The organism is Neobacillus sp. NPDC097160, assembly GCF_044762155.1.
GTDB lineage: Bacteria > Bacillota > Bacilli > Bacillales > Cytobacillaceae > Neobacillus.
The window spans coordinates 16,614-38,346 of record NZ_JBIWDU010000003.1 but is presented as its reverse complement, the minus strand read 5'-3'; the positions used below and the strand labels follow the sequence as shown (position 1 = coordinate 38,346).

The following is a 21,733-nucleotide window of genomic DNA, read 5'->3' as shown; positions in this document are numbered from 1 at the left end:
CCCACCTATCCCAGCTGTTACTCAACAAAATTACGTAAATTTAATTTAACTTGGACTAAATGCTGTTTATAAGCAGCAAGCTTTGCTTGATATTCATCCTCTGAGAGCTTTCCATCCCCAAGGGTTTCTTCCAATTCAATAATCTTATCCATGATTGCTTTTTGCTTCGCCATTAAAAGCTTAAAGGCCTTCTCTTCCTTATCTGCTCCGAGTCTTTCCTCTTCCAACCTTGCTTTCCTTCTAAAATAGACATAGTAGGAAATGCCCGCGATCAAAATGACACTAATAATAATCAAAAAGACGTGCGGGTTAAAGCGATGTAATGGTGATTGGGCCCACATTTTTATGTGCCCCGAATTATGAAAAGCAGGTGCTGAATGGGTAACAGAACTATTTTTTCCGTTTTCCCCTGTTGTTTGTGCCTGTTTTGTTTCATCAGCCGCTGGTTGTTTGTCTTTGTTATAAACAAGCGTGAAGGTCTGATCTTCCTTAATATCTTCGATGGTATATCCAAAATAATTTTGGTCATCAAATTTGAAAAGCCCTTGACTTGTTGCTTCAGCCCCATTCACTTCGATACTGCCCCTGCCCTCTGGAACGAGGATTTGCATGATTTGTACCGGATAATTAACCGTTAGCTTAATTTCTTTTCCCTTCGGCATTCTGTAGCTAAACGGAAGCACCATTGTTTGATTTGCCGGGACTGGAATGGTTGTTATAAAACCTTTGTCTTCCTGTTTAAAGGCAATTTGGTTATCTAAGAAATTAAGATCTTTTGCTCCTTCCGGAAGGGTGACGTTTAATACTGCTTCACCTTTCCCGTCGCCTTTATATTCTTCAGCAGTAGTGTTGGTGTAATTCACCATATTCATCATATTCGTTGAACCATCTTCAGCCGAGCTGACAACAAGGTAATGCATATCAACTGAAATTTTCGATTCGGATGCTGCTAATCCATAGAACGGGATCAACAGCATCAGGCCGAGGAAGAAGACTGTGATTTTCTTGATCACTTTCCTTCCCCCTTTTTATTCTTATAGCTTTTCATTTGTGCTTCAATTTCCTTTTCCACTTCTGCCATTAACTCTTTATCAACACTTGACTCCACATTTTGTTCTTCTTCCTTCATAATACTGGCCACTTCTGTTTCGTATTGTTTCTTTAAATTTTTATAATCTGCGTGTGAGATTTTATCCATTTTGTACTCAAACTCAATCTCGTTAAGCGTTGTCAAGAGTGCTTCTTTTGTTGACGCCAAATCCTGACCTTTTGCATTAACATGTAAATACTCATCCCACTTAAATAACGGTGATAATATTATAAATAGACAAACAAGCGCCAATGCGGCAGTGAAAATCATCGAAATGATTGAGATATCGTGCATTTTGTTCACATCCTAAAGATACTTTTTACGTTCTTCATCGATCATGGAAGATAGGATTTCCTCTTCAACTTCTTTCTCGGTGCTCGTGATTTCATCGACTACGTCTTCTGTTCCTTTTTTCTTCACCCATTTACGAATGATGAAAAATACAACTATACCTGCTGCTCCTAATACAACAAATGGGAGAACCCATGCTGTTAGGCTAAAACCACTTTTCTCAGGTGAAGTTAATATTTCTTCACCGTAAATATTGACATAGTATTCACGGATTTTATCCTTATCCCAGCCTTTGTTCATCATCTCAACTAAATCCTTTTTAAACTCAGTTGTGAGATTGCATGTATTGGGATCACATTCATAATGATCCTGGCCGCAGCCGCAAGTACAGGCGAACTGCTGGGCAACCGCTTTGAATTCAGGAGATTTATAATCGAACTGCTTTGCTTCCACTCGAATGAATGAACCTTGAAAGATAAAAGCAATGATGAGGAGCCCAAGGTAAATTTTATTTTTCATTTTAAGACACCTCTTTGCGTACTCCCGTGTATCTCGGAGTGACATTTCCATATTTTCCGTTCCACACGGCGAACAATGCCCCAATAACAATCATGAAGGAACCAAACCATAACCAGTTCATCATCGGATTAATTTTCACAACAAAGGTTGCCTTCCCATCGTCTTCCCATGCACTTAACACAATGTATAAGTCTTCTTTCCATGAAGAAATGATAGCTACTTCAGAAGATGGTTGTTCCCAGTTACCATAAAACACCTTTTCCGGCTGGTACGTACCTATTTTTTTACCATTCCTAAAAACAGTTATATCTGCATAGACAACATCGTTAATTCCTTCTCTTTTTTGATCAAGACGTTCATAATTGAGACGGTAATCTTTAAGCTCAATCGACTGTCCTAATGAAACTGTTTTCATCGTCTCAAGGTCATAGTTTTGTGAACCGATGATGCCCATGGTAATAAACGCGATACCAAGGTGAACAATATAGCCACCGTATCTGCGGCGATTACGAACCATCAAACGGTACAGGGCAACAAGTGGTGTTTCTTTCGTCATTTTTCTTCTAGCTTTTACCCCTCTATAAAACTCTAAGTAGTGGGTAATTAATAATAGAATGATAACCCCGTATCCAATGACTGCCCATGCTTTTTGAATCCCTAATATAACCATTAGCACCATGCCAAGAACAGCAAGGATAGCTGGAATCATAAAGTTTTTCTTAAGATTTTTTACTGTCGAGCGCTGCCAGGCCAACATTGGACAAACTGCCATGACAAACATCATCGATAAAAGAATAGGTGCTTCCACTTTATTAAAGAATGGCAGACCAACTGTTACTTTGGTTCCACGGACGGCTTCAGATACTAGCGGGAAAATAGTTCCCCAGAACACCGCAAAAGCTGCACCGACAAGTAATAGATTATTTACTAAAAAACTGCTTTCTTTTGAGACAAACGAATTAAATTCCCCGGCACTGCGTTTTAGCAGATTATAGCGGCTCATTAAAACATATAATGCTAGAATGACTGCAATGCCCATGAAGATTAAGAAGTATAATCCTAGATTTGAATTTGCGAATGCATGGACAGATGTCAAAACACCGCTTCGCACGAGGAATGTTCCAAAAAGTGTCAGTGCAAAAGAAACGATGATTAAACTGATATTCCATATTTTCAGCATGTTTTTTCGTTCTTGGATCATTACGGAATGTAAGAATGCGGTAGCGGTTAACCATGGCATAAAGGAAGCATTTTCAACCGGATCCCATGCCCAGTAGCCCCCCCAGCCAAGTTCCACATATGCCCACTGACCGCCAAAGATATTTCCAAGACTTAAGAATAACCAGGCAACAATCGTCCAGCGTCTCGTCATTTTAATCCAGAAATCATCAACGTTTTTCAGAAGTAAGGCCGCCATAGCAAATGCAAATGGAACAGCAAGACCAACGTACCCAAGGTATAGTGTTACTGGATGAATAATCATTCCAGGGTTCTGTAGCATCGGGTTTAACCCTTTTCCTTCAATTGGGACCGTATCCAATAAAATGAATGGTTTGGCGACAAATCCTAAGATGAAGAAGAAGAACACTGCGTTAGCCATTAGAATGGCGGAAATGTAAGGAACCATTGGGTTTCCTCTCATCTTCCTCGAGAAAGCAATCATAATCATGTAAAGCGTTAAGAAGAATGTCCACAATAACAATGAACCGGCATTACCTGCCCAAAGTGCAGTAAGTTTGTAAATAATCGGAAGTTCACTGCTGGTGTAATCACTTACGTATTCATATTGGAACTGTGATGTCGCTAAAAGATAGAACAAGGAAAGCATCGCAAATGATGCACAAACAAATAATGCAATTAGTCCACCCTTTCCACTATTGACGAGCTTTTGATTTTTTGTGCTGATCCCCAAAGTAATTATGAGGAGCGAATAGATGGCAATTGCTAATCCTATATAAATTGTTGCGTTGGCAAATAAAAACATTTCGTCACCTTCTTAACTGAGCCTGTTATTTTTCTTTCGGAGGTTGATTTAACTTTTCCTTATGTGTTTCAGGATCATATTCTTTCATATCTTTTCCTTCATATTTAGAAGGACATCTTGTTTTCACTGATTCGGCTTCGAATGTATTCTTTTTAGTTGGGGACCCTTGAAGAATCGTAATAACCCCGTCTGAGAAGTTATCTGGTTTTGGACCGTTATGAATAACGTGCATTATATTACCATCGTTATCTTTAACATCAAATTTCAATTCAATTTTGTCTGGATTCCATTTAATCGAGTCTTCCATTAATAAACCTTCTACCGTAACAAAATCGTCCTGATGCTGCTCTTGTGTAGCCAATAGCTCTTTCATCGTCAACTCAACACCACTTGAACCTGGGGTTGCTGCCATGAGGAGGAAAACAATAGCCCCGGCAATAATAAAGCCGCCAAGCATAACAATCGTATTTTTCTTCATCCAACTCACCTCATTAGATTAGTTTTTTCATTTCTTCTTCGTACATTTCTTGATCAATTTTCCCTGTTAAAAGCTTTTTGCGCAGTTCCTTCTTTTCCTCGGAGTTATCAGATTTGTTGTTGACTCTTTTGGTATTCGGTTGCTGCTTTGGCTGCGGTTTGTGTTTTGTACCCAATGCTTTCGTTCCCGATGTTCGAGAGCTCCCTTTCAATCCGAGAAAGACAAAAAGTCCTGCGATGATAAGTGCAATTCCAATAATCGATGCACCACCGACTCCGATGATCGGACGTTTTGAATTATCGGTGCCTCCCTTATTAACTTGGTCTGTTGCGGTTACACCACTATGGTTTTCGTCATTTGGTGGCTGCTTTTTGTTGATTGCTTCCATTGTAGACTCCGTACCATCTTTCTTATATGAGAAGGAATATTTTAAGTTTTCTCCAGCTTTTACATTCTTATATTGGTAGTAATATAACTCTTCACCATACTCATTTTTTGTATTATTTTCTGTCTTTGGCTCAAGCTTGATTTCCTTTGCCTCCATTGGGGCGTAAAAAACAACATCCAATTGTTCGATTTCAGCATTATTAACCATTTGGTATGTAAAACTTTTTTTATCATTCACATCGATTGATTTTGTATAGTACTCAATTACAAATTTATACGTTTCATTATTTTTGATTGCTTTTGCCGGCTTCCAGGTCAAGATCCCTTTTTCTTTGTCTACATCATATGGACGCTGTACTTCAGGCTTATTCTCTTCCGGAAATTCTGCTACTAAGTAGGCTTCAAACCCCTTTTCCATTGCCGGGACGGGGATTTCAATTTTCCCATCATAGTCTTGACCGCTCTTGTTTGTAATAGTTCCGTACTGGCCCACCAGTAATGATGGAATATCCCTAGATTCCCAATCCTCTGGGTAATCAAACTCCGGCATTACTTGAACTTGCATTTCCTTAAAAGGAAATTTTTCTGCCTGATATACTGCTTCAGCACTAGCTTTTGAACTAATAAAACTAGCGAAGAATGATGCAATGACCAACAATGCCAACCACTTTTTCTTAAGCATATTAATCCTCCTTGAACTTCAAAAACTCATTTGTAGAAAGTTATATTTTTCACTATAGTCCTCTTTGAAATAAATATAATCGTTATCTATCCATTGTTGTTGGCTTACTCTTGAACATTTTGTTAAAGCATAAAAACGTTTGAGTTTTCGTCATAGAAATACCACAAAATGTTCACAATTCATTTTTTTGGAATAAAAAAAACCTGAATCCATTGGGATGGATTCAAGGCTTTAGATAATCCTTTGGAGTTTCTTCTTTCACATTTACTGATCGAATATAACTAACAATATCCGATAATTCCTCTTTTTTTAACTGCCGAACGCCTTCAAGACCCTTTAATGATGGACCCATCCGGGTTTCTTCTCGTCCATAAGCAGTAGTAATCCATATTTGCTTATCTGTTGTATATTTTAAATATTGAGGATTAGTAAGAGCTGTACCCATTTTAAATTTACCGGCACCTGCTTCACCATGACAGTTTAGACAATATACATTGTACTTTTTCATTCCAATCTCTGGATCTCCAGAAATCGTTTTTGGAACATCAAAATCAATTTCTTCTGATTGCCAATCCCTCATAAACACAATAAGATTGTTAATATCATTTTCTGATAATCGAGGGCCATAAGCTGGCATTCCAGTACCTTCTCTTCCAAATTTCACATAATTATAAAGGTCTGAATCCGAAACAGCGTTCAAAAAATTTTGATTATTAAGGGCCGTACCGACTTTTGGGCCCTCACCTTTTCCTTTTTGTCCATGACAGACAAGGCAATTTTTGTTATATACCTTTTCACCGGCTGCAATCGCTTTTGAGTTTGTGTTACTAAAAATACCACTATTGCCGATGCCAAAAATGACTCCAATAATAATGACAATGTAGCTTCCGATTAGGATTTTTTTCATTGGCTACTACCTACTTTGGTTCAGGTGTTGGGGTTGGATCTCCAGAATCTCCATATTTCTTCGTGATTAAATCATAAATTTTCTTAGGGCTTTTACCGTCAAGATGCATTTCTACCGCCTCCCGGGCGATATCGACACAGATGTCTCACGAGACACCCATCGAATCCCATCCAGTTACAGCATTATTATTGCCAATTTGATCAATAAAGCAATCTAGATTACTTTTGTGCCCGTCCGAGACACCACAGCCACAGTAACATGGAACCTGTGCTACTACTTCGGGGTATTTTGATGCCATTATATATGTCTCTTGAACTTTTTCTGAAGTGTTTAAGACATAATCAGGCAGCGGCTCATGCTTTTTATCTAACGCCCATTTTTCGCTATCGAGTTTGGAACTACACCCTGCAGCCACTAATGCTATTAAAATGCAGAGAAATAAAAGTGAAGTAATTCGTTTCATCGTTTGTATCACCCCTTCCGCCTCTTCTGTTACAAATTAATTTTATCAAAAAGCAACTAATTAAATAGTTTCTATTTCTTACTATTTAGTGAAGTTTTCAAGATAGTGAAAGTATAAATAATATATTCCATTAATTTTATGAAAAAAAAAGGCCTTAGTCCGATAATTCGACTAAGGCCTTTAAATTTTATACTAGTTACGCACGTGAAACATACGAAGCTTCTGTTGTATTGATGATTAATTTATCTCCTTGGTTGATAAAGAAAGGAACTTGAACGATAAGACCTGTTTCTAGAGTTGCAGGCTTAGTGCCGCCAGAAGCTGTATCACCTTTAATTCCCGGCTCTGTTTCCGTTACTTCTAATTCAACCGTATTTGGCAGCTCCACTCCAAGTGTTTCAAAATTAAACATCATAATGTGAACTTCCATATTTTCTTTTAAAAATTTCAATTCGTATTCAATGTTGCTGGCTGGAAGTTCCACTTGTTCGTAAGAATCCATATCCATAAATACATGTGAATCACCACTAGCATAAAGGTATTGCATTTTACGGTTATCAATTTGCGCTTTTTCCACTTTTTCACCAGCACGGAACGTTTTTTCTTGAATTGCTCCGTTACGAAGGTTACGCAGCTTTGAACGAACAAAAGCTGCTCCCTTTCCTGGCTTTACATGTTGGAAATCCATGACACGCCATAGGCCGCCATCCACTTCAATTGTTAATCCTGTTTTAAAATCATTAACAGATATCATCGTTACTTCCTCCTAAATTCATGACAATATTATAAGTTCTTTTGTAGAATGAGTAAGTGCTTCGTTATGGTCCTTCGTAATCAATATATCATCTTCAATCCGTACGCCGCCAAGACCTGGAATATAGATGCCAGGTTCACATGTTACAACCATTCCAGGTTCTAAAATGATATCAGACTTCATTGACAACCCAGGGCCTTCGTGAACTTCAAGCCCGATACCATGACCTGTGGAATGGCCAAAGTATTCACCATAACCTTTTTCTGATATGTAGTTCCGCGTTAATGCATCTGCTTCCTTACCTGTTACACCTGGTTTAATTCCAGCCATTCCCCTCAATTGTGCTTCAAGAACAATACTGTAAATTTCTTTCAGTTTTGTATTAGGCTCACCAACAGCAACTGTCCTCGTAATATCAGAGACATATCCATTATAGTACGCGCCATAATCCAATGTTACTAAATCTCCCGTCTCGATTACTTTATCACTAGCGACACCGTGCGGCAGTGCAGAGCGATGCCCTGAGGCAACAATCGTATCAAAAGAGGAAGAAGTCGCACCAGCTCTTCTCATAAAGAACTCTAATTCATTCGAAACCTCTAATTCAGTTTTTCCAGGATGAATGAAGTCTAAAATGTGTTTAAATGCGGCATCAGCAATATCTGCTGCCACCTTTAATATATTAATCTCTGCATCGGTCTTAATCAAGCGTAACTTTTCAATTATACCTGATGTGGGAACAAGTTCAGCCTCAATTTCTTTCTCATAAACTTTAAAGGAAGAGTATGTTAAATGATCTTCCTCGAATCCAAGCTTTTGAATCCCTAATTTTTTTGCAAGGCGTGCTGCTTCCTCGGGAATAGAACCAGAAAATTTAATAATTTCAAAACCTTCACATTGCTTCGTTGCTTGTTCGATATAACGGAAATCTGTAATAAACTGTGCTTTGTCAGCACTAATTAATACAACTCCTGCCGACCCAGTAAAATTTGAGATGTAGCGGCGATTAAATGGGCTGGTAATAAGAATCCCATCAATTCCATGTTGTGAAAAATTTGATCTTAATTTCTCTATTTTTTCCATTTTTTCTTCTCTCCTTTTCTGATCCACTTAAGGATAAAAATATTTTAGCACAATCAAATTATTCCGACTAATCTAAGCTTATGTCGAAGCCTCATTCACTTGCACTTTATTAAGCTCAAACTCATAATTAATGGAATAACCAATAAAAATCCCATATAGGATATATAAACAAATGGACGTAATAATGGTATCCCTACTTAAATCAGAAAACGCCTTTATTCCTGGAAATAACGGATTAAGAATAAAGAACACCAATAAGAACAAAACGATGCCATACCCGAGCCCAAGCCAAAAACCTTTAAATTTTCTTAGAACTGCATAGTAAATAAAAGCGGCAATAATAGAAAACACACCTATTAAAATGATAGATATAACCGTTCCCAGCCAGCCATTTTTCCAATCTCCAAGTGCCCATGGTTCTAATATGACTCTGGGGCCAACTTCTGTAAAATTAAAATAGGATGCAATATACCCAACTGTTCCCCAAAAAACTCCACCAAATAAACCAGTCCAAAAAACCATTGTTACAAAGGACATGGGTCTTGGATAATTGTCCAATTTTTGTTCGCTCGTCATTGTAAAAAACCCCCGTTTATCTGTGATCATTTTGGAAGTGCTTTTTTTCTTCATGTCATTATCATCGAATCGTAAATTAATGATAAATTCCATCATTATTATGCCCTTATAAGTTTATTCCTTACATCAAAAAATTTTTTTGCGAAATTTAGTTGGAAATATTCTGTCTTCCTAGAGGTTTTTTCATTTTTCTAGTAGAATACATTTAAGTACAAACAGATTTATCCTCTCTGCTATTGTGCAACTAAAGTTATAGGTTGGTGTTAATGACCATGTCCAATTCTCAAAAACCCGTATATGGCGGCCAAGCGGTCGTTGAAGGAGTCATGTTTGGCGGAAAACATCATTATGTTACCGCAGTTCGCAGGAAAGATCGTTCTGTAGAATACTTTCATTTGCCTCGGAAAGCAAATCCTACTTTAAGTAGCCTTAAAAAAATCCCGTTTCTTCGGGGAATCATTGCCATTATTGAATCTAGTGCAAATGGATCAAAACATTTAAACTTCTCCACAGAACGATTTGATGTGGATCCGAAAGACGATGCAACCATTAAAGAAAAAGAAGTCTCTAAATTGACGATGTATTTAGGAGTAGCTGTTATCGGTGTCCTTTCATTCTTATTTGGAAAATTTGCTTTTACGTTAATACCCGTCTTCTTAGCAGTATTAACGAAACCAATTTTTCCATCAGATTTTGCCCAAGTCCTGGTGGAAGGCTTCTTTAAGCTTTTGCTGCTCCTTTCCTATATATATTTTGTCTCACTTACTCCGCTTATAAAAAGGGTGTTTCAATATCATGGTGCTGAGCATAAAGTAATAAACACCTTTGAGGCAGGAGTAGAGCTGACCGTTGAAAATGTTCAGGCACATTCCCGCCTGCACTACCGCTGCGGCAGCAGTTTTATTCTTTTTACAGTCATCGTCGGTGTCTTTGTTTATTTGCTAGTTCCTACTTCACCACTTTGGTTAAGGGTGGTTGACCGCCTTTTATTAATACCGGTGGTCTTAGGAATCGCCTTTGAAGTCTTGCAAATCACCAACAAACTGCGTGATATTCCTGTCTTGAAGTATTTGGGACTTCCAGGGCTTTGGCTTCAACTGATAACAACAAAGGAACCGAATAATGACCAAGTCGAAGTGGCGATTCTTTCCTTTAACGAACTGCTAAAAAGGGAAAAGGCAACAGAGTACGACATGAAAAGTGAAGAAATTGTCTAAATCTTTGTTTTGATGTGTTTAAAAGAATAAAAAAATGCTTAAGATGCTCTTAGGGAGGTGGCATTCTTGAAAAATCGGGCACCCGTTATTATTGTTGGGGTACTTATTGTTCTTGCTATACTTGGCCTTATTGGTTCATTTACAGCTAATCCTGCCGGTTTCATTCAGAGAATAGCTGTCATCGCATTGATCGGTTTGGTTATTTATTTCCTTGTTCGGAAGTTTTCAAATTCGAGCCCTCAGAAAAAAGAGCAGCGGGCATTTCTTAAGGCAGCAAAAAAGTCAAAAAAACGACTTCAGCAAAAGAGTGGAGATACCACTGTTAAGGGCTCTTCTCTTGGGACATTATCAACTTTAAAGAAAAGCAACAAGACAAAAAAGAAATCTCCTGCTCACTTGACCGTCATCGATGGTAAAAAGAGTAAAAAGAAAAATCGAGCGTCTTTTTAGACACTCGATTTTTCTTTTTAATATCCCCATTTATTCAAAAAACTTTTCGCATGTTCTCTGCCTATCTCAAATAATTTTTGCTTTTTCTCATCAGTTAAATTAAATTCTGTTAACGATACCCCTTCGGCAGTAATAAATATGATATTTTCCACATGCTTTTTGGAAATATATCTTTGGTCATGGGCATCCTTCATGGTCTCAAATAATGCCCCAAATAATTGGATACCGTTTTTTATTTTATGTTTTTCATGTTCATATTCACTTGGGCTCAGTTTAATCCCAAGCACTGGTCTGACTTTTTTTACATTATCCTTATCAAAAAGCCACATTGGGAAATTACTGAGCACCCCGCCATCCACCAAAATATTGACACCATCAATCGAACGTAATTTAACCGGCTCAAAAAAGTATGGGATACTGCAGCTCATTCTTATTGCCTTCGCAATAGGGAATGAACCTGGTGAAATCCCGTATTTTTCCAAGTCATCAGGTAAAACGACCATTCGTCCATTCGAAAGATCTGAAGCAATCACTCTAAGGGCATTAGGGGGCAAATCAGCGAATGTTTTTAATCCTTTTGCTTCGAGTTTCTCTTTCATCCATTTTTCCAGTTCATTTCCCTTATAAAGGCCGAGCTTCCAATAAACGAGCAGCCATTTAGCAATCGAAAATGGAATGATGGATTTACGGGTATCAAGCATTTTAGGCAGATCGAACTCATCCACCAAGTGATAAGTTTCTTTACTTGTGTACCCTGCAGCAATTAATGCGGCAACGATAGACCCTGCACTGGTTCCTGCGACCCTGACAAATTGAAATCCCCTATTTTCAATTTCTTCATAGGCTCCAATGAGTGAAAATCCTCTAATTCCCCCTCCAGAAAAAACGCCGTCTATTTTCATGGCAGCCACTCCTAAAGATGAACTCATTGTTACATCTTTAATCGATTTATCATGAAAATAGTACCGCGGACTAGCAAAAATTTTATACTAGGATTGGACATTTTTTGTTCCTATTTTGTCTACAAAATGTTCACCGGAGACCTATATTTCTTCATACCGTCAACATAACTTTTTTCTAAACTTAACCTATCCATTAATAATAGGGATTTTGTCAGAAAAGGAAGGGAATTTTTATGAGTATTCGGAAGGAAAGAATTAAGGTGTACGATATGACCTGTACATCTTGCGAGAAGCGAATCGAAAGAACAGTAAAAAAAATAAATGGTGGCATTGATGTTAAGGCAAATTTTACTGGCCAATTCGCAGATATTGAGTTTAATGATGAATTATGTAGTATTAACGAGATGAAGGCAGCCATCAATCGTGTCGGCTACAGTACTGAAAATGGTAAAGGCTTTAAGTTTATTGGAATAATCATTGTTGTTGCTGCTGTTTTGCTACTTGGTATAAATACCGGCAGCTTTAATATGGAGGATCAACTCAAAAATGCTTCCTACGCTGTTTTATTTGTTGTTGGGTTGATCACTTCCCTCCATTGTGTAGGAATGTGTGGTGGCATTATGCTTTCCCAAACCATTGGAAAGGAAGGCAAAAACAAATTTGAGGCGATGAAGCCAGCTATTTTATATAACCTTGGAAGAGTTACAGCCTATACCATCATTGGTGGAATCGTTGGTGCCATTGGTTCCGTTTTTGCTCTTTCCCTAACGAATAAAGCCGCAATGCAAATTTTTGCCGGAGTGTTTATGATTATGATGGGCTTTAATATGGCCGGCTTTAAAGCGTTTAGAAAGTTTCAACTAAAAATACCAACTTTTGCTTTGAAATTAGTAAGTAAACCTAAACCTAAAACACCTTTTTTTATAGGCATGCTTAATGGATTAATGCCTTGTGGACCGCTGCAAACGATGCAGCTATATGCTTTAGGAACAGGCAGTGCAATTAGCGGTGCATTATCCATGTTTATGTTTGCGATTGGAACAGTCCCGCTAATGCTAACCTTCGGAGCATTGTCAAGTCTTTTAAGTAAAGGGTATACCAAGAAGATTCTTAAATTTAGCGGCATTCTTATTGTTGTTCTTGGACTTGTTATGAGCAACAGGGGCTTAGCACTGGCAGGAATGAACATTAGTCCAGCTTCGATACTTACCAATATTGGCGCTTTTGGCGATTCTGCAGCTGCATCTAATGCAACAAAAGCAACCATTAAGGATGGGGTACAAGTTCTCAATATGACAGCAAATGTCTACGGGTATACTCCAAATACATTATATGTTCAAAAGGGAATGCCTGTTAAGTGGGTAGTAGATGGTGAGCAGATTACCGGTTGCAATAATACAATCGTAATGCCTGATATGAATGTTGAACAGAAACTCCAAAGTGGAAAAAATATCATAGATTTCACCCCTGGTAATGAAGATATTCCTTTTAGCTGTTGGATGGGAATGAAACGAGGGGTCATTAAAGTAGTGGATGATTTAAAGGATATCTAAATAAGAGGAATTGCTTGGAGTAATAGATGTTGTGAACGATTTGAAAACTGCCAACCTAGAGGAAATCAGAAGCAAATACCTCCAATAGATTATGTAAAATAAAGTGGGGTCTTTCCCCACTTTATTTACTTACTTCATTTTTTGCAAAATATATCGTAAACTTTGAACCATTTCCTTCTTTACTTTCTACCCCAATAACAGCATTGTGAAGCTGGAGGATATTCTTGACGATGGTTAAGCCAATCCCATTCCCTTCGATTTTCTGCCTGCTTATATCTCCCCGATAAAGTCTTTCAAAGATATATGGCAAATCTTCTTCCAGAATTCCTATACCATTATCACAAACTTCTACGACAATATTTTTATCATTTTCATATAATTGAATTAGCACTCTTCCGTTTGGTTCAGTAAATTTAATGGCATTAGAAAACAAGTTAATAAAGACTTGTTTTAATTGATCTTTATCACCAGTCATCAAATATTTGCGATTCGGTTGAATACTATAATCAAGACTAATATGCTTTTTTTCAGCATCCATATAAAAATCCTTACATATTTCAAGAATGAATTCATCAAGGTAAATTGATTCATATGATAACTTTGTACTTTCCGTTTCAAATTCCTTTAAAGTATTTAAACTATTAATTAATTTTCCAAACCGAATGACTTCTTCATTAAGATAATATAATTTCTTTGTTGTTACCGGATAAACCCCGTCAATCATTGCCTCAAGTTTATTTTGTAGGACATTTAATGGTGTCCTAATTTCATGAGATATATCAGAAACTAATCTTCTCCTCAATGAATCCTGATACTTTAATTTTCCCGCTAAAATATTGACACTTTTTTGTAAAAATACCTTGCCCTTGTTAGCAACAAGGATCTTTAAAATATCAAACTCATTTGGGGTAAAGGGTCTCTCCTCACCACAAACCTTAACTGTCCTTTTCTCACAATCTATTTGCAGATTCCCATCGTCAAACATGACACTTGATGAATGAACCTTTCCATTTAGTCTACGGAAGAGAGCATTTACCCTTGCCGTCAATTCTCTTGGACTGAATGGTTTGATCAGATATTCATCTGCCCCGATTTTTAATCCTTCGATGCGATCATTTAATGACCCTTTCGCCGTCAGCATGAAAATATGGACATCAGAGGTGGCGGATGATTTCACAGACTTCTTCTCCGCTAATATCCGGCAGCATTAAATCTAAAACAACCAAGTTATATTTGCTGGTCATAAAAAGATCAATCCCTTTTAATCCTGTATAAGCGCTATGAACCTGGTATCCTTCTTTTTCTAAATATGCTTTTATTACACCTGATACGCTTTGTTCATCTTCAACTAATAATATCTGATTCATGTGTATCACCCAGCTAACGAAATAGTATATATTCAGTATACTAGCTATCAATAGTGTAAAAATTGCAAAAGGCTGACAATTATGTGTCAGCCTTTTATAACCACTCTGTCCTAATTAGTGGATCCATTCTATAGTTTTACTTTTTGTAATCGCAATGCATTAAGAACGACTGAAACGGAGCTGAATGCCATCGCAGCACCTGCCAGCCATGGTGCGAGGAACCCGAGAGCCGCAATCGGGATGCCCAGAGAATTATAAGCCAGCGCCCAGAATAAATTTTGTTTAATATTGGTAATCGTTTTTTTGCTCATAAAGATCGCATCAGCAATACTATTTAAATCGCCGCGAATTAGTGTGATATCTGCCGCTTCCATTGCCACATCTGTACCAGTGCCAATGGCCATTCCGATGTCTGCAATCGCCAATGCCGGGGCATCATTAATTCCATCTCCAACCATGGCCACTTTCTTGCCTTGTGCTTGCAATTTCTTGATTTCATCGGCTTTTCCCTCGGGAAGAACTTCAGCAATTACATGATCAATACCAGCTTGTGAAGCAATTGCCTCCGCAGTCCGCTGATTATCACCTGTAATCATGATGACATCAAGTCCCATTTCCTTCAAACGCCCGATTGCCATTTTGGAAGTTCCCTTGATAGTATCCGCGACAGCAACCGTACCGGCATACTGGTCATTTATCGCTACGAGCATGGCTGTTTTGCCAACCGTCTCTAGTTCATACATTTTTTTTAGCGACCTTGCAACACTGATATCATACTTGGTCATTAATTTCCTTGTGCCAATTAACACTTCATTTCCATCAACCGTTGCTTTTATGCCAAATCCAGGTATGGCTTCAAATTTCGAGATTTCTTTTAATAGAATCCCTTTTTCTTTTATTCCTTGGACAATGGCTTCTGCCAGTGGGTGTTCCGATTGCTTCTCCGCTGAACCGACGATTGATAAGAACTCTTCTTCAGTCCAGGATTCAACAGGGAAAACATCTGTTAATACAGGGGTCCCGTTTGTAACCGTGCCGGTTTTATCCAGGACAACTGTGGTAATCCGGTGGGTCATTTCTAAATGTTCGCCGCCTTTAAAAAGAACTCCATATTCGGCAGAACGACCGGAGCCAGCCATAATCGAAGTTGGTGTTGCAAGCCCCAAAGCACATGGACAAGCAATGACAAGGACCGCAATCATTTTCTCTAAGGCTTCAGCAAAATCTCCTGGAACTGCCCAGACATACCAGACGATAAACGTTAAAAGGGCTAATCCCACAACAATCGGGACAAACACACCCGAAATTTTATCAGCAAGGCGTTGAATAGGAGCCTTTGAGCCTTGAGCTTCCTCCACTACTCTAATAATCTGTGCTAATGCTGTGTCTCTGCCAACCTTTGCAGCTTCGATCTTTAAAAAGCCATTTTTGTTTATGGTGGCACCGATCACAGGGTCCCCAATCTTTTTATCAATAGGAACGCTTTCACCGGTTAACATTGACTCATCAATTGCAGATTGACCATCGATAATGATCCCGTCGACGGGAATCTTTTCACCTGGTTTAATATGAAGGATATCGCCAACGACTACTTCCTCAAGGGGAATTTCCTGCTCCAATCCTCCCCGTTCGACGACAGCAGTCTTCGCCTGGAGTCCCATCAATTTTTTAATGGCTTCAGATGAACGGCCTTTTGCTTTTGCTTCAAACAACTTTCCTAAAATAATCAAGGTAATTAATACTGCACTCGTTTCAAAATAAAGCTCCACCATATGAACCTTTCCGCTAAGTGTCAAGATGGCTTGATAAAGGCTGTAGAAATAGGCTGCTGAAGTACCTAAGGCTACAAGTACATCCATATTGGCACTCTTATTCTTAAGCGCCTTATACGCACCGATGTAAAACTGGCTTCCGATAAAGAACTGGACGGGAGTAGCCAATAGTAATTGAAACCAAGGATTCATAAATATTTCAGGTACCCAAATAAATGATGTAAACGAAAAGTGGCCAGCCATTGCCCATAAAAGGGGCAACGACAAGATGGCGGAAAAAATGAGCTTTTTCGTTTGTTTGGCAATTTCTTTTTCACGATAGTCACTCGTGTCTTTTGTTCCCTCTATAAGCTTTGCCCCATAACCTAGATTTTCGATCTTTTTTATTATGTCGGCAGTTGAAAGGGCTGAGCCATTGAACTCAACTGTTGCTTTTTCAAGTGCCAAATTCACATTTGCCTTGAGGACACCCTCTAATTTATTTAGCCCTTTTTCAATTCTTGCTGAGCAGGCGGCACAAGTCATTCCGGTAATGTCAAGCTCTGTCTTCTCCGTGACAACCTCGTACCCTAAATCCCTAATTTTCTTTTCAATATCATCGACATTTATTTGCAAAGGGTCATATTTAATTGCGGATTTTTCCAAGGCGAGATTAACATTCGCTGACTCCACACCAGCTAATTTGTTTAGGCCTTTTTCAATTCTTGTTGCACAAGCCGCACAGGTCATCCCGGAGATTTGTAAATTTGTTTCTTTTAAACTATGACTCATATAAGTCAACTCCTAATACCCCATATAGGTATATATTTTAGGAAAAAGAACGTGCTAACAGGGCAGCACGTCGTTTAACAACTTATTTCACATCGTAACCTTGGTCATCGATGGTTTCTTTTATTTGATCCAATGTAACCTGTTGCTGGTTAAATTCTACATCTACTGTAGCTGCTTTTAAGTTTACTTTAACAGCAGCAACTCCATTTAACCCTCCAACACTTCCTTCTACTGCCTTCACACAATGGTCGCAAGACATCCCTTGAACGTTTAGTGTAATCTTCTCCATAAAAAACCAACCTTTCTTCGTGAAAATTAATTAATGTAAACTTCTATAAAAGTATCTTACCATACCCCCCTACCCTATGTAAAGAAGTTGAGTAATATTTTTCTAATAATTTCTTTACCTTTTCGAAATTTGTTCACAATGTTGATCTCACGCAGACCAATAAGTTATTGTATCAAATATTCCCAAAAGTAACATAAGAATTCCCGCCAGCCGCTGCACAAAGGTACCAAATTTCCTCCCCTTTTTCATAAGCACTCCACTTCCGCCAAGATACCAAATGATAAAAATGACAATTAAGAGCGGTAAGGCTGTTCCAAGGGCAAAAATGGACGGGAGAATGAAACCATATGGGCTTGACAGGACCACTGGCATTAACGTTACAAAAAACAAAATAAACATGGTCGGACAAAATGCTAAAGAAAAACTAAATCCGAGCATAAAAGAACCGAATCGATTTTCCCGCTTGTATTCCTTGGATTGCTTAAATAGATTTATAGTTCCTCTTAATTTTATAAAACCTAACATATAAAATCCCACAATGATTAAGATAGGGCCCATAATCTTCCGGAGCCAAGGAAAATAAAGGATTAGATTTTGTTCAATGCCTTTGCCTAGCAGCCACACTAATCCACCTAATAGAGAAAAGGCCACTATTTTACCCAAGATGAAACTGAAAACATCTTTCCAGACAATTTTCTTTTGAATCGAACTGTTTCCATAAAGTGTAACCGCACTGATATTGCCTGTAAGCTGACAGGGGGCTAGCGCTCCGACAAGCCCTAATATTAATGCAAATACAATAGGCCAGGATTCTAAACTATTTGCCACTTCCAGAAACGGTTTACTTAAGAAAGAACTTATTTGACTAAATAAATTGTACATATGCATGCTCACCCTGTAATGTTGTATTAGATTTACGATAACATAATAGGATGAAGAACGTGTGAAGATGCTTGATTGTTCAAATAATAGTCGTAAATTCAATCTATTTATATCATGCAAACCGTTAGAAATATTCTAAATAGGAAAGAGGATGGAAAATAATCTCCATCCCCTAGAAAGCTTTATAAACCGCACTTCAATTGTGCACCACAATTGGTACAAGTATTACAGCCACCCATTTCTTTTACTTTTCCTTTGCGGCAGACAGGACAAGTGTTTCCAACCTCAGAACCTATTGTTACATCTGTTGATCGTAGGTCAGTAATTGTATCAACAAGGACGACATGCTGCTTTGGTTTATCATCAAACATTGATAATTGTTCGTTTGTATTTTCCTCAGCTTTGAGAGTTAATACTTGAGAATCCCGTGATCCGTCGACATAGACAGTACCACCTTTAGCACCGCCACGGTAGAGTCGTTCATAAACCTTTTCCACCTGTTCTACACTGTAGCCTTTTGGTGCGTTGACAGTCTTACTGATTGAGCTGTCAATCCAACGTTGAATGACACATTGGACATCTGCATGAGCTTCTGGTGCCAATTCCATCGCTGTTACGAACCAGTTTGGAAGATTGTCTGCATCTGCTTCTGAATGCTGGTCTAAATATTCTTGCACGATATCTGCTTTTACCTCGATAAATTTTCCGAGACGTCCGCTTCTGAAATAAGAGAATGAGAAATAAGGCTCTAATCCTGTTGAGACGCCAACCATTGTTCCAGTGGATCCAGTTGGTGCCACAGTTAGCAAATGGGAATTTCTAATTCCATTTTCTAAAATCGATTGACGTACATCTTCTGGCATTTTTTTCATAAAGCCTGTTTCTATGAAAGCTTGTCTTAAACGGTCTGTATCTTCTCTTGTTTCTCCGTTTAAGAATGGGAAACTTCCCTTCTCTTTAGCTAATTCAATTGAAGTTCTATAAGCTGTCGTTGCAATTGTTTCAAATACTTGGTCAACTAGGTTATTTCCTTCAGGCGAACCATACTCAGTTTCACAGTAGATCAGTAAATCGTGTAAACCCATTACTCCTAGACCGACACGGCGCTCACCAAGAGCTTGTTTTTTATTTTCTTCTAAGAAGTATGGCGTTGCGTTAATGACGTTATCCTGCATTCTCACGCCAACAGCGACAGTTTTCTTTAATTTTTCAAAATCAACAGTTTTTGTTTCCTTGTCCGCCATTTCTGCAAGGTTAACAGCAGCAAGGTTACAGACTGAAAATGGTGCAAGTGGTTGTTCTCCACACGGATTTGTTGCAACGACTTGTTGTCCATATGCTTTAGCATTTGTCATGTCGTTAGCGTTATCGATGAAAAATATTCCTGGCTCTGCTGAGTAGGTCGCGCAAATATTAATTAAATTCCATAACTCTTTAGCTTTGATTGTTTTGTATACTCGCACTTTGTGACCAAGTTTTTCCCACTCACGAACGTCACCAACTTGATGCCATTCTTCGTTGTAGATTTTCATTTCCTCTTCGTTGTAGTGCTCAACATATGGGAAACGAAGCTCATATTCACCATCATTTTCAACAGCTTCCATAAATTCCTTTGTTAAACAAACGGAAATGTTAGCTCCAGTTAGGAAATCAGGATTATGAACTGTGTAATAACCACCGGTTGCTAATTTTTCTTCTGCATCGGCAATAATATTTTCATCAAAACCACCATAGCCTGGGATGTTTTTGTAATTCACGATTCCCTGGTACATTGCCGTTTCCTGAAGGGTTAATGGCGTCAGTTTTAGCTTATCCTTTGCATGTTTTTTAATCGTTTCATCATTTGTATTTTCAATTAAGAATCGTAGAATTCTAGGATTTTGCATTTTAGAAATAATGAATTCAATAATGTCCGGATGAAAATCTGCTAGCATTATCATTTGGGCTCCACGCTGTTTTGTTACTACTCAAAATTGAGCGGCTAGGTCATTTCTGCCTAGCTCTCATGCTTTCACATGAGATCAGAACTATATCATCAAAGATAAAAATCTTTGTCTCGCGCCCCGATATTCTGTTACCAGAATAACAGTTTACTCTTTCCATAGTGATTAACCTTAGGAAATTTCAATAGTCGTTGAACGTTCATCTCCGTTTCCAGAGACGCTTCGCTGCTGATTGCCCAAATCCTTATCATTTTCAAACCTTCACGCTCACCGTTGCCAGTCACGTTGTGGTTGATAAGGCTCTAAGGGTGTTCCAGCAATTCACGAGATTTTAATCCCGCCGTTGGAGTAGTTAACGGGATCCACCTTGCTCAACCAAATGCGTTAATTTCGCAATATCATCCAGCCATGAAACCGATCCGGATGATTTTCCGTTTACGCCTCTAGCCAAGGTATTACGAGGTCTTAATGTTGAGCCATTTGTACCGACACCGCCGCCGCGGCTCATGATTTCCATTACCTGCTTACGATGGTCAGAGATGCCTTCACGTGAGTCTGGTACGAAAGGCATTACGTAGCAATTAAAATATGTGACATCAGTATTTGCCCCGGCCCCGTACAGAACCCGTCCTGCAGGAATAAAATTCAAATTAACCAGTTCCTGATAAAACTTATCTGCCCACTCTCGGCGCTTCTCTTCCGTTTCTTCAACAGATGCAAGACCTGTAGCATTACGCTTCGCAATTTGCTCGTAGAAGAGCTCCAGGGGCTTTTCAATGACATCTAAAGAACGAACGATGATTCCAGTGCTTGTTTCCTCAGGATTATCTAGCGCTCCTCTAAACTCCTCTTCAATCAAAACCTTAGCCTTTTTATTTTCCCAATCAATTTCCATGATGGTTCCTAATCCTCGTGCTGGAAATTTCGGATCTTCCTTAATCGTTAAAACAACAAAGTCGCCATTTGTGAGGGTTATTTTTGCTGTGTCTTTGAAGGTGTATCGGTCTAGCATGACCAAACGTGAAACACCCTTGTGAGTTATTTTCATATCTGGGGTAACCGGGTGCACTTGGGGGAACAGGCGGATATCCTCATTCAACCTTTCAAAATCAATATTCATTTTTTGTCTAAAAACTACAGACATGAGAACAACTCCTTCAATATTAAATCTCTCTATTGTGTATGATTCTAGTAAGTTTATGCTATATCTAGTTGTCTTAATAAACATAACGTTAACATAGATAAACATAAAAAATCAATATATAGTACCAAAAATATTTTCGACACCACTACATATTGTATGATGAGCAAATAACATTTATTTTGTCAAACTTAAAATAAACTAGATTTGGGAGAAAACAAAAGCTATTATT

Annotated in this window: 20 protein-coding genes and 2 pseudogenes; 3 read left to right on the top strand and 19 right to left on the bottom strand. The window is 38.4% G+C overall.

Features of this window, described 5'->3' with window-relative positions; all coding sequences use genetic code 11:
• Positions 1-17: 17 nt before the first annotated feature.
• The 11 genes from ACIQXV_RS04460 to ACIQXV_RS04410 form a co-directional block, all read right to left on the bottom strand.
• Complete coding sequence (locus tag ACIQXV_RS04460; protein ID WP_402956418.1) at positions 18-1,013, bottom strand: hypothetical protein; 996 nt, start codon at positions 1,011-1,013, stop codon at positions 18-20.
• The gene (locus ACIQXV_RS04455) at positions 1,010-1,384 is read right to left on the bottom strand and encodes a hypothetical protein (protein WP_402956416.1); all 375 of its coding nucleotides are present in this window, start codon (positions 1,382-1,384) and stop codon (positions 1,010-1,012) included. Before ACIQXV_RS04455 ends, ACIQXV_RS04460 begins: the two co-directional genes overlap by 4 nt.
• A gap of 12 nt (positions 1,385-1,396) precedes the next feature.
• Positions 1,397-1,900 (bottom strand): cytochrome c-type biogenesis protein, encoded by a 504-nt coding sequence (locus ACIQXV_RS04450; protein WP_402956414.1) that lies wholly within the window; start codon positions 1,898-1,900, stop codon positions 1,397-1,399.
• A gap of 1 nt (position 1,901) precedes the next feature.
• Positions 1,902-3,884 (bottom strand): heme lyase CcmF/NrfE family subunit, encoded by a 1,983-nt coding sequence (locus tag ACIQXV_RS04445; protein WP_402956412.1) that lies wholly within the window; start codon positions 3,882-3,884, stop codon positions 1,902-1,904.
• 25 nt (positions 3,885-3,909) lie between these two features.
• Entirely contained in the window at positions 3,910-4,362 is a 453-nt protein-coding gene (locus tag ACIQXV_RS04440) for a cytochrome c maturation protein CcmE (RefSeq protein ID WP_402956410.1), read from the bottom strand.
• A 13-nt stretch (positions 4,363-4,375) separates the two neighbouring features.
• Entirely contained in the window at positions 4,376-5,431 is a 1,056-nt protein-coding gene (locus ACIQXV_RS04435; protein WP_402956408.1) for a hypothetical protein, read from the bottom strand.
• Between the two features lie 223 nt (positions 5,432-5,654).
• Positions 5,655-6,338: a c-type cytochrome gene (locus tag ACIQXV_RS04430; RefSeq protein ID WP_402956406.1), complete on the bottom strand. Its 684-nt coding sequence runs from the start codon at positions 6,336-6,338 to the stop codon at positions 5,655-5,657.
• Positions 6,339-6,348: 10 nt separating this feature from the next.
• Positions 6,349-6,801, bottom strand: a complete 453-nt coding sequence (locus ACIQXV_RS04425) for a PCYCGC motif-containing (lipo)protein (protein ID WP_402956404.1) — start codon at positions 6,799-6,801, stop codon at positions 6,349-6,351.
• Positions 6,802-6,997: 196 nt separating this feature from the next.
• Positions 6,998-7,555, bottom strand: a complete 558-nt coding sequence (efp, locus tag ACIQXV_RS04420; protein ID WP_402956402.1) for an elongation factor P — start codon at positions 7,553-7,555, stop codon at positions 6,998-7,000.
• Positions 7,556-7,573: 18 nt separating this feature from the next.
• Positions 7,574-8,638, bottom strand: coding sequence for a M24 family metallopeptidase (locus ACIQXV_RS04415; RefSeq protein WP_402956400.1), 1,065 nt, complete (start codon positions 8,636-8,638; stop codon positions 7,574-7,576).
• Positions 8,639-8,716: 78 nt separating this feature from the next.
• Complete coding sequence (locus ACIQXV_RS04410; protein ID WP_402956398.1) at positions 8,717-9,214, bottom strand: YqhR family membrane protein; 498 nt, start codon at positions 9,212-9,214, stop codon at positions 8,717-8,719.
• Positions 9,215-9,486: 272 nt separating this feature from the next.
• On the opposite strand from ACIQXV_RS04410, the gene ACIQXV_RS04405 reads away from it, so the two are divergent.
• Entirely contained in the window at positions 9,487-10,431 is a 945-nt protein-coding gene (locus tag ACIQXV_RS04405; RefSeq protein ID WP_402956396.1) for a DUF1385 domain-containing protein, read from the top strand.
• A 57-nt stretch (positions 10,432-10,488) separates the two neighbouring features.
• Positions 10,489-10,881, top strand: a complete 393-nt coding sequence (locus tag ACIQXV_RS04400; RefSeq protein WP_402956394.1) for an SA1362 family protein — start codon at positions 10,489-10,491, stop codon at positions 10,879-10,881.
• 17 nt (positions 10,882-10,898) lie between these two features.
• Here the strand turns inward: ACIQXV_RS04400 and ACIQXV_RS04395 are convergent, their stop codons facing one another.
• Positions 10,899-11,783: a patatin-like phospholipase family protein gene (locus ACIQXV_RS04395; protein WP_402956392.1), complete on the bottom strand. Its 885-nt coding sequence runs from the start codon at positions 11,781-11,783 to the stop codon at positions 10,899-10,901.
• Positions 11,784-12,016: 233 nt separating this feature from the next.
• On the opposite strand from ACIQXV_RS04395, the gene ACIQXV_RS04390 reads away from it, so the two are divergent.
• A complete protein-coding gene (locus tag ACIQXV_RS04390; protein WP_402956390.1) occupies positions 12,017-13,336 on the top strand; it encodes an urease accessory protein UreH domain-containing protein in 1,320 nt (439 codons plus the stop codon).
• A gap of 121 nt (positions 13,337-13,457) precedes the next feature.
• Here the strand turns inward: ACIQXV_RS04390 and ACIQXV_RS04385 are convergent, their stop codons facing one another.
• The 7 genes and pseudogenes from ACIQXV_RS04385 to ACIQXV_RS04355 all read right to left on the bottom strand — a co-directional run.
• Complete coding sequence (locus ACIQXV_RS04385; RefSeq protein ID WP_402956388.1) at positions 13,458-14,513, bottom strand: ATP-binding response regulator; 1,056 nt, start codon at positions 14,511-14,513, stop codon at positions 13,458-13,460.
• Complete coding sequence (locus ACIQXV_RS04380; protein WP_402956386.1) at positions 14,491-14,703, bottom strand: response regulator; 213 nt, start codon at positions 14,701-14,703, stop codon at positions 14,491-14,493. The genes ACIQXV_RS04385 and ACIQXV_RS04380 overlap by 23 nt, the downstream gene beginning before the upstream one ends.
• Positions 14,704-14,831: 128 nt before the next feature.
• Positions 14,832-17,246 carry a heavy metal translocating P-type ATPase gene (locus ACIQXV_RS04375; RefSeq protein ID WP_402956384.1) on the bottom strand — a complete coding sequence of 805 codons (2,415 nt, stop codon included), beginning with the start codon at positions 17,244-17,246 and terminating at the stop codon, positions 14,832-14,834.
• 82 nt (positions 17,247-17,328) lie between these two features.
• Complete coding sequence (copZ, locus tag ACIQXV_RS04370) at positions 17,329-17,535, bottom strand: copper chaperone CopZ (RefSeq protein WP_402956382.1); 207 nt, start codon at positions 17,533-17,535, stop codon at positions 17,329-17,331.
• A gap of 147 nt (positions 17,536-17,682) precedes the next feature.
• Entirely contained in the window at positions 17,683-18,417 is a 735-nt protein-coding gene (locus ACIQXV_RS04365; protein ID WP_402956380.1) for an urease accessory protein UreH domain-containing protein, read from the bottom strand.
• Between the two features lie 182 nt (positions 18,418-18,599).
• A pseudogene (locus ACIQXV_RS04360) lies at positions 18,600-20,372 on the bottom strand (vitamin B12-dependent ribonucleotide reductase); the annotation flags it as partial.
• A gap of 343 nt (positions 20,373-20,715) precedes the next feature.
• A pseudogene (locus ACIQXV_RS04355) lies at positions 20,716-21,504 on the bottom strand (ribonucleotide reductase N-terminal alpha domain-containing protein); the annotation flags it as partial.
• Between the last annotated feature and the right edge of the window lie 229 nt (positions 21,505-21,733).

Bases quoted from the DNA above. Each gene is read 5' to 3' on its own strand.
- ACIQXV_RS04440 (WP_402956410.1), bottom strand. From the start codon at position 4,362: ATGAAGAAAAATACGATTGTTATGCTTGGCGGCTTTATTATTGCCGGG.
- ACIQXV_RS04450 (WP_402956414.1), bottom strand. From the start codon at position 1,900: ATGAAAAATAAAATTTACCTTGGGCTCCTCATCATTGCTTTTATCTTT.
- ACIQXV_RS04375 (WP_402956384.1), bottom strand. From the start codon at position 17,246: ATGAGTCATAGTTTAAAAGAAACAAATTTACAAATCTCCGGGATGACC.
- efp (WP_402956402.1), bottom strand. From the start codon at position 7,555: ATGATATCTGTTAATGATTTTAAAACAGGATTAACAATTGAAGTGGAT.
- ACIQXV_RS04415 (WP_402956400.1), bottom strand. From the start codon at position 8,638: ATGGAAAAAATAGAGAAATTAAGATCAAATTTTTCACAACATGGAATT.
- copZ (WP_402956382.1), bottom strand. From the start codon at position 17,535: ATGGAGAAGATTACACTAAACGTTCAAGGGATGTCTTGCGACCATTGT.
- ACIQXV_RS04395 (WP_402956392.1), bottom strand. From the start codon at position 11,783: ATGAAAATAGACGGCGTTTTTTCTGGAGGGGGAATTAGAGGATTTTCA.
- ACIQXV_RS04405 (WP_402956396.1), top strand. From the start codon at position 9,487: ATGTCCAATTCTCAAAAACCCGTATATGGCGGCCAAGCGGTCGTTGAA.
- ACIQXV_RS04365 (WP_402956380.1), bottom strand. From the start codon at position 18,417: ATGTACAATTTATTTAGTCAAATAAGTTCTTTCTTAAGTAAACCGTTT.
- ACIQXV_RS04445 (WP_402956412.1), bottom strand. From the start codon at position 3,884: ATGTTTTTATTTGCCAACGCAACAATTTATATAGGATTAGCAATTGCC.
- ACIQXV_RS04380 (WP_402956386.1), bottom strand. From the start codon at position 14,703: ATGAATCAGATATTATTAGTTGAAGATGAACAAAGCGTATCAGGTGTA.
- ACIQXV_RS04430 (WP_402956406.1), bottom strand. From the start codon at position 6,338: ATGAAAAAAATCCTAATCGGAAGCTACATTGTCATTATTATTGGAGTC.
- ACIQXV_RS04410 (WP_402956398.1), bottom strand. From the start codon at position 9,214: ATGACGAGCGAACAAAAATTGGACAATTATCCAAGACCCATGTCCTTT.
- ACIQXV_RS04390 (WP_402956390.1), top strand. From the start codon at position 12,017: ATGAGTATTCGGAAGGAAAGAATTAAGGTGTACGATATGACCTGTACA.
- ACIQXV_RS04455 (WP_402956416.1), bottom strand. From the start codon at position 1,384: ATGCACGATATCTCAATCATTTCGATGATTTTCACTGCCGCATTGGCG.
- ACIQXV_RS04435 (WP_402956408.1), bottom strand. From the start codon at position 5,431: ATGCTTAAGAAAAAGTGGTTGGCATTGTTGGTCATTGCATCATTCTTC.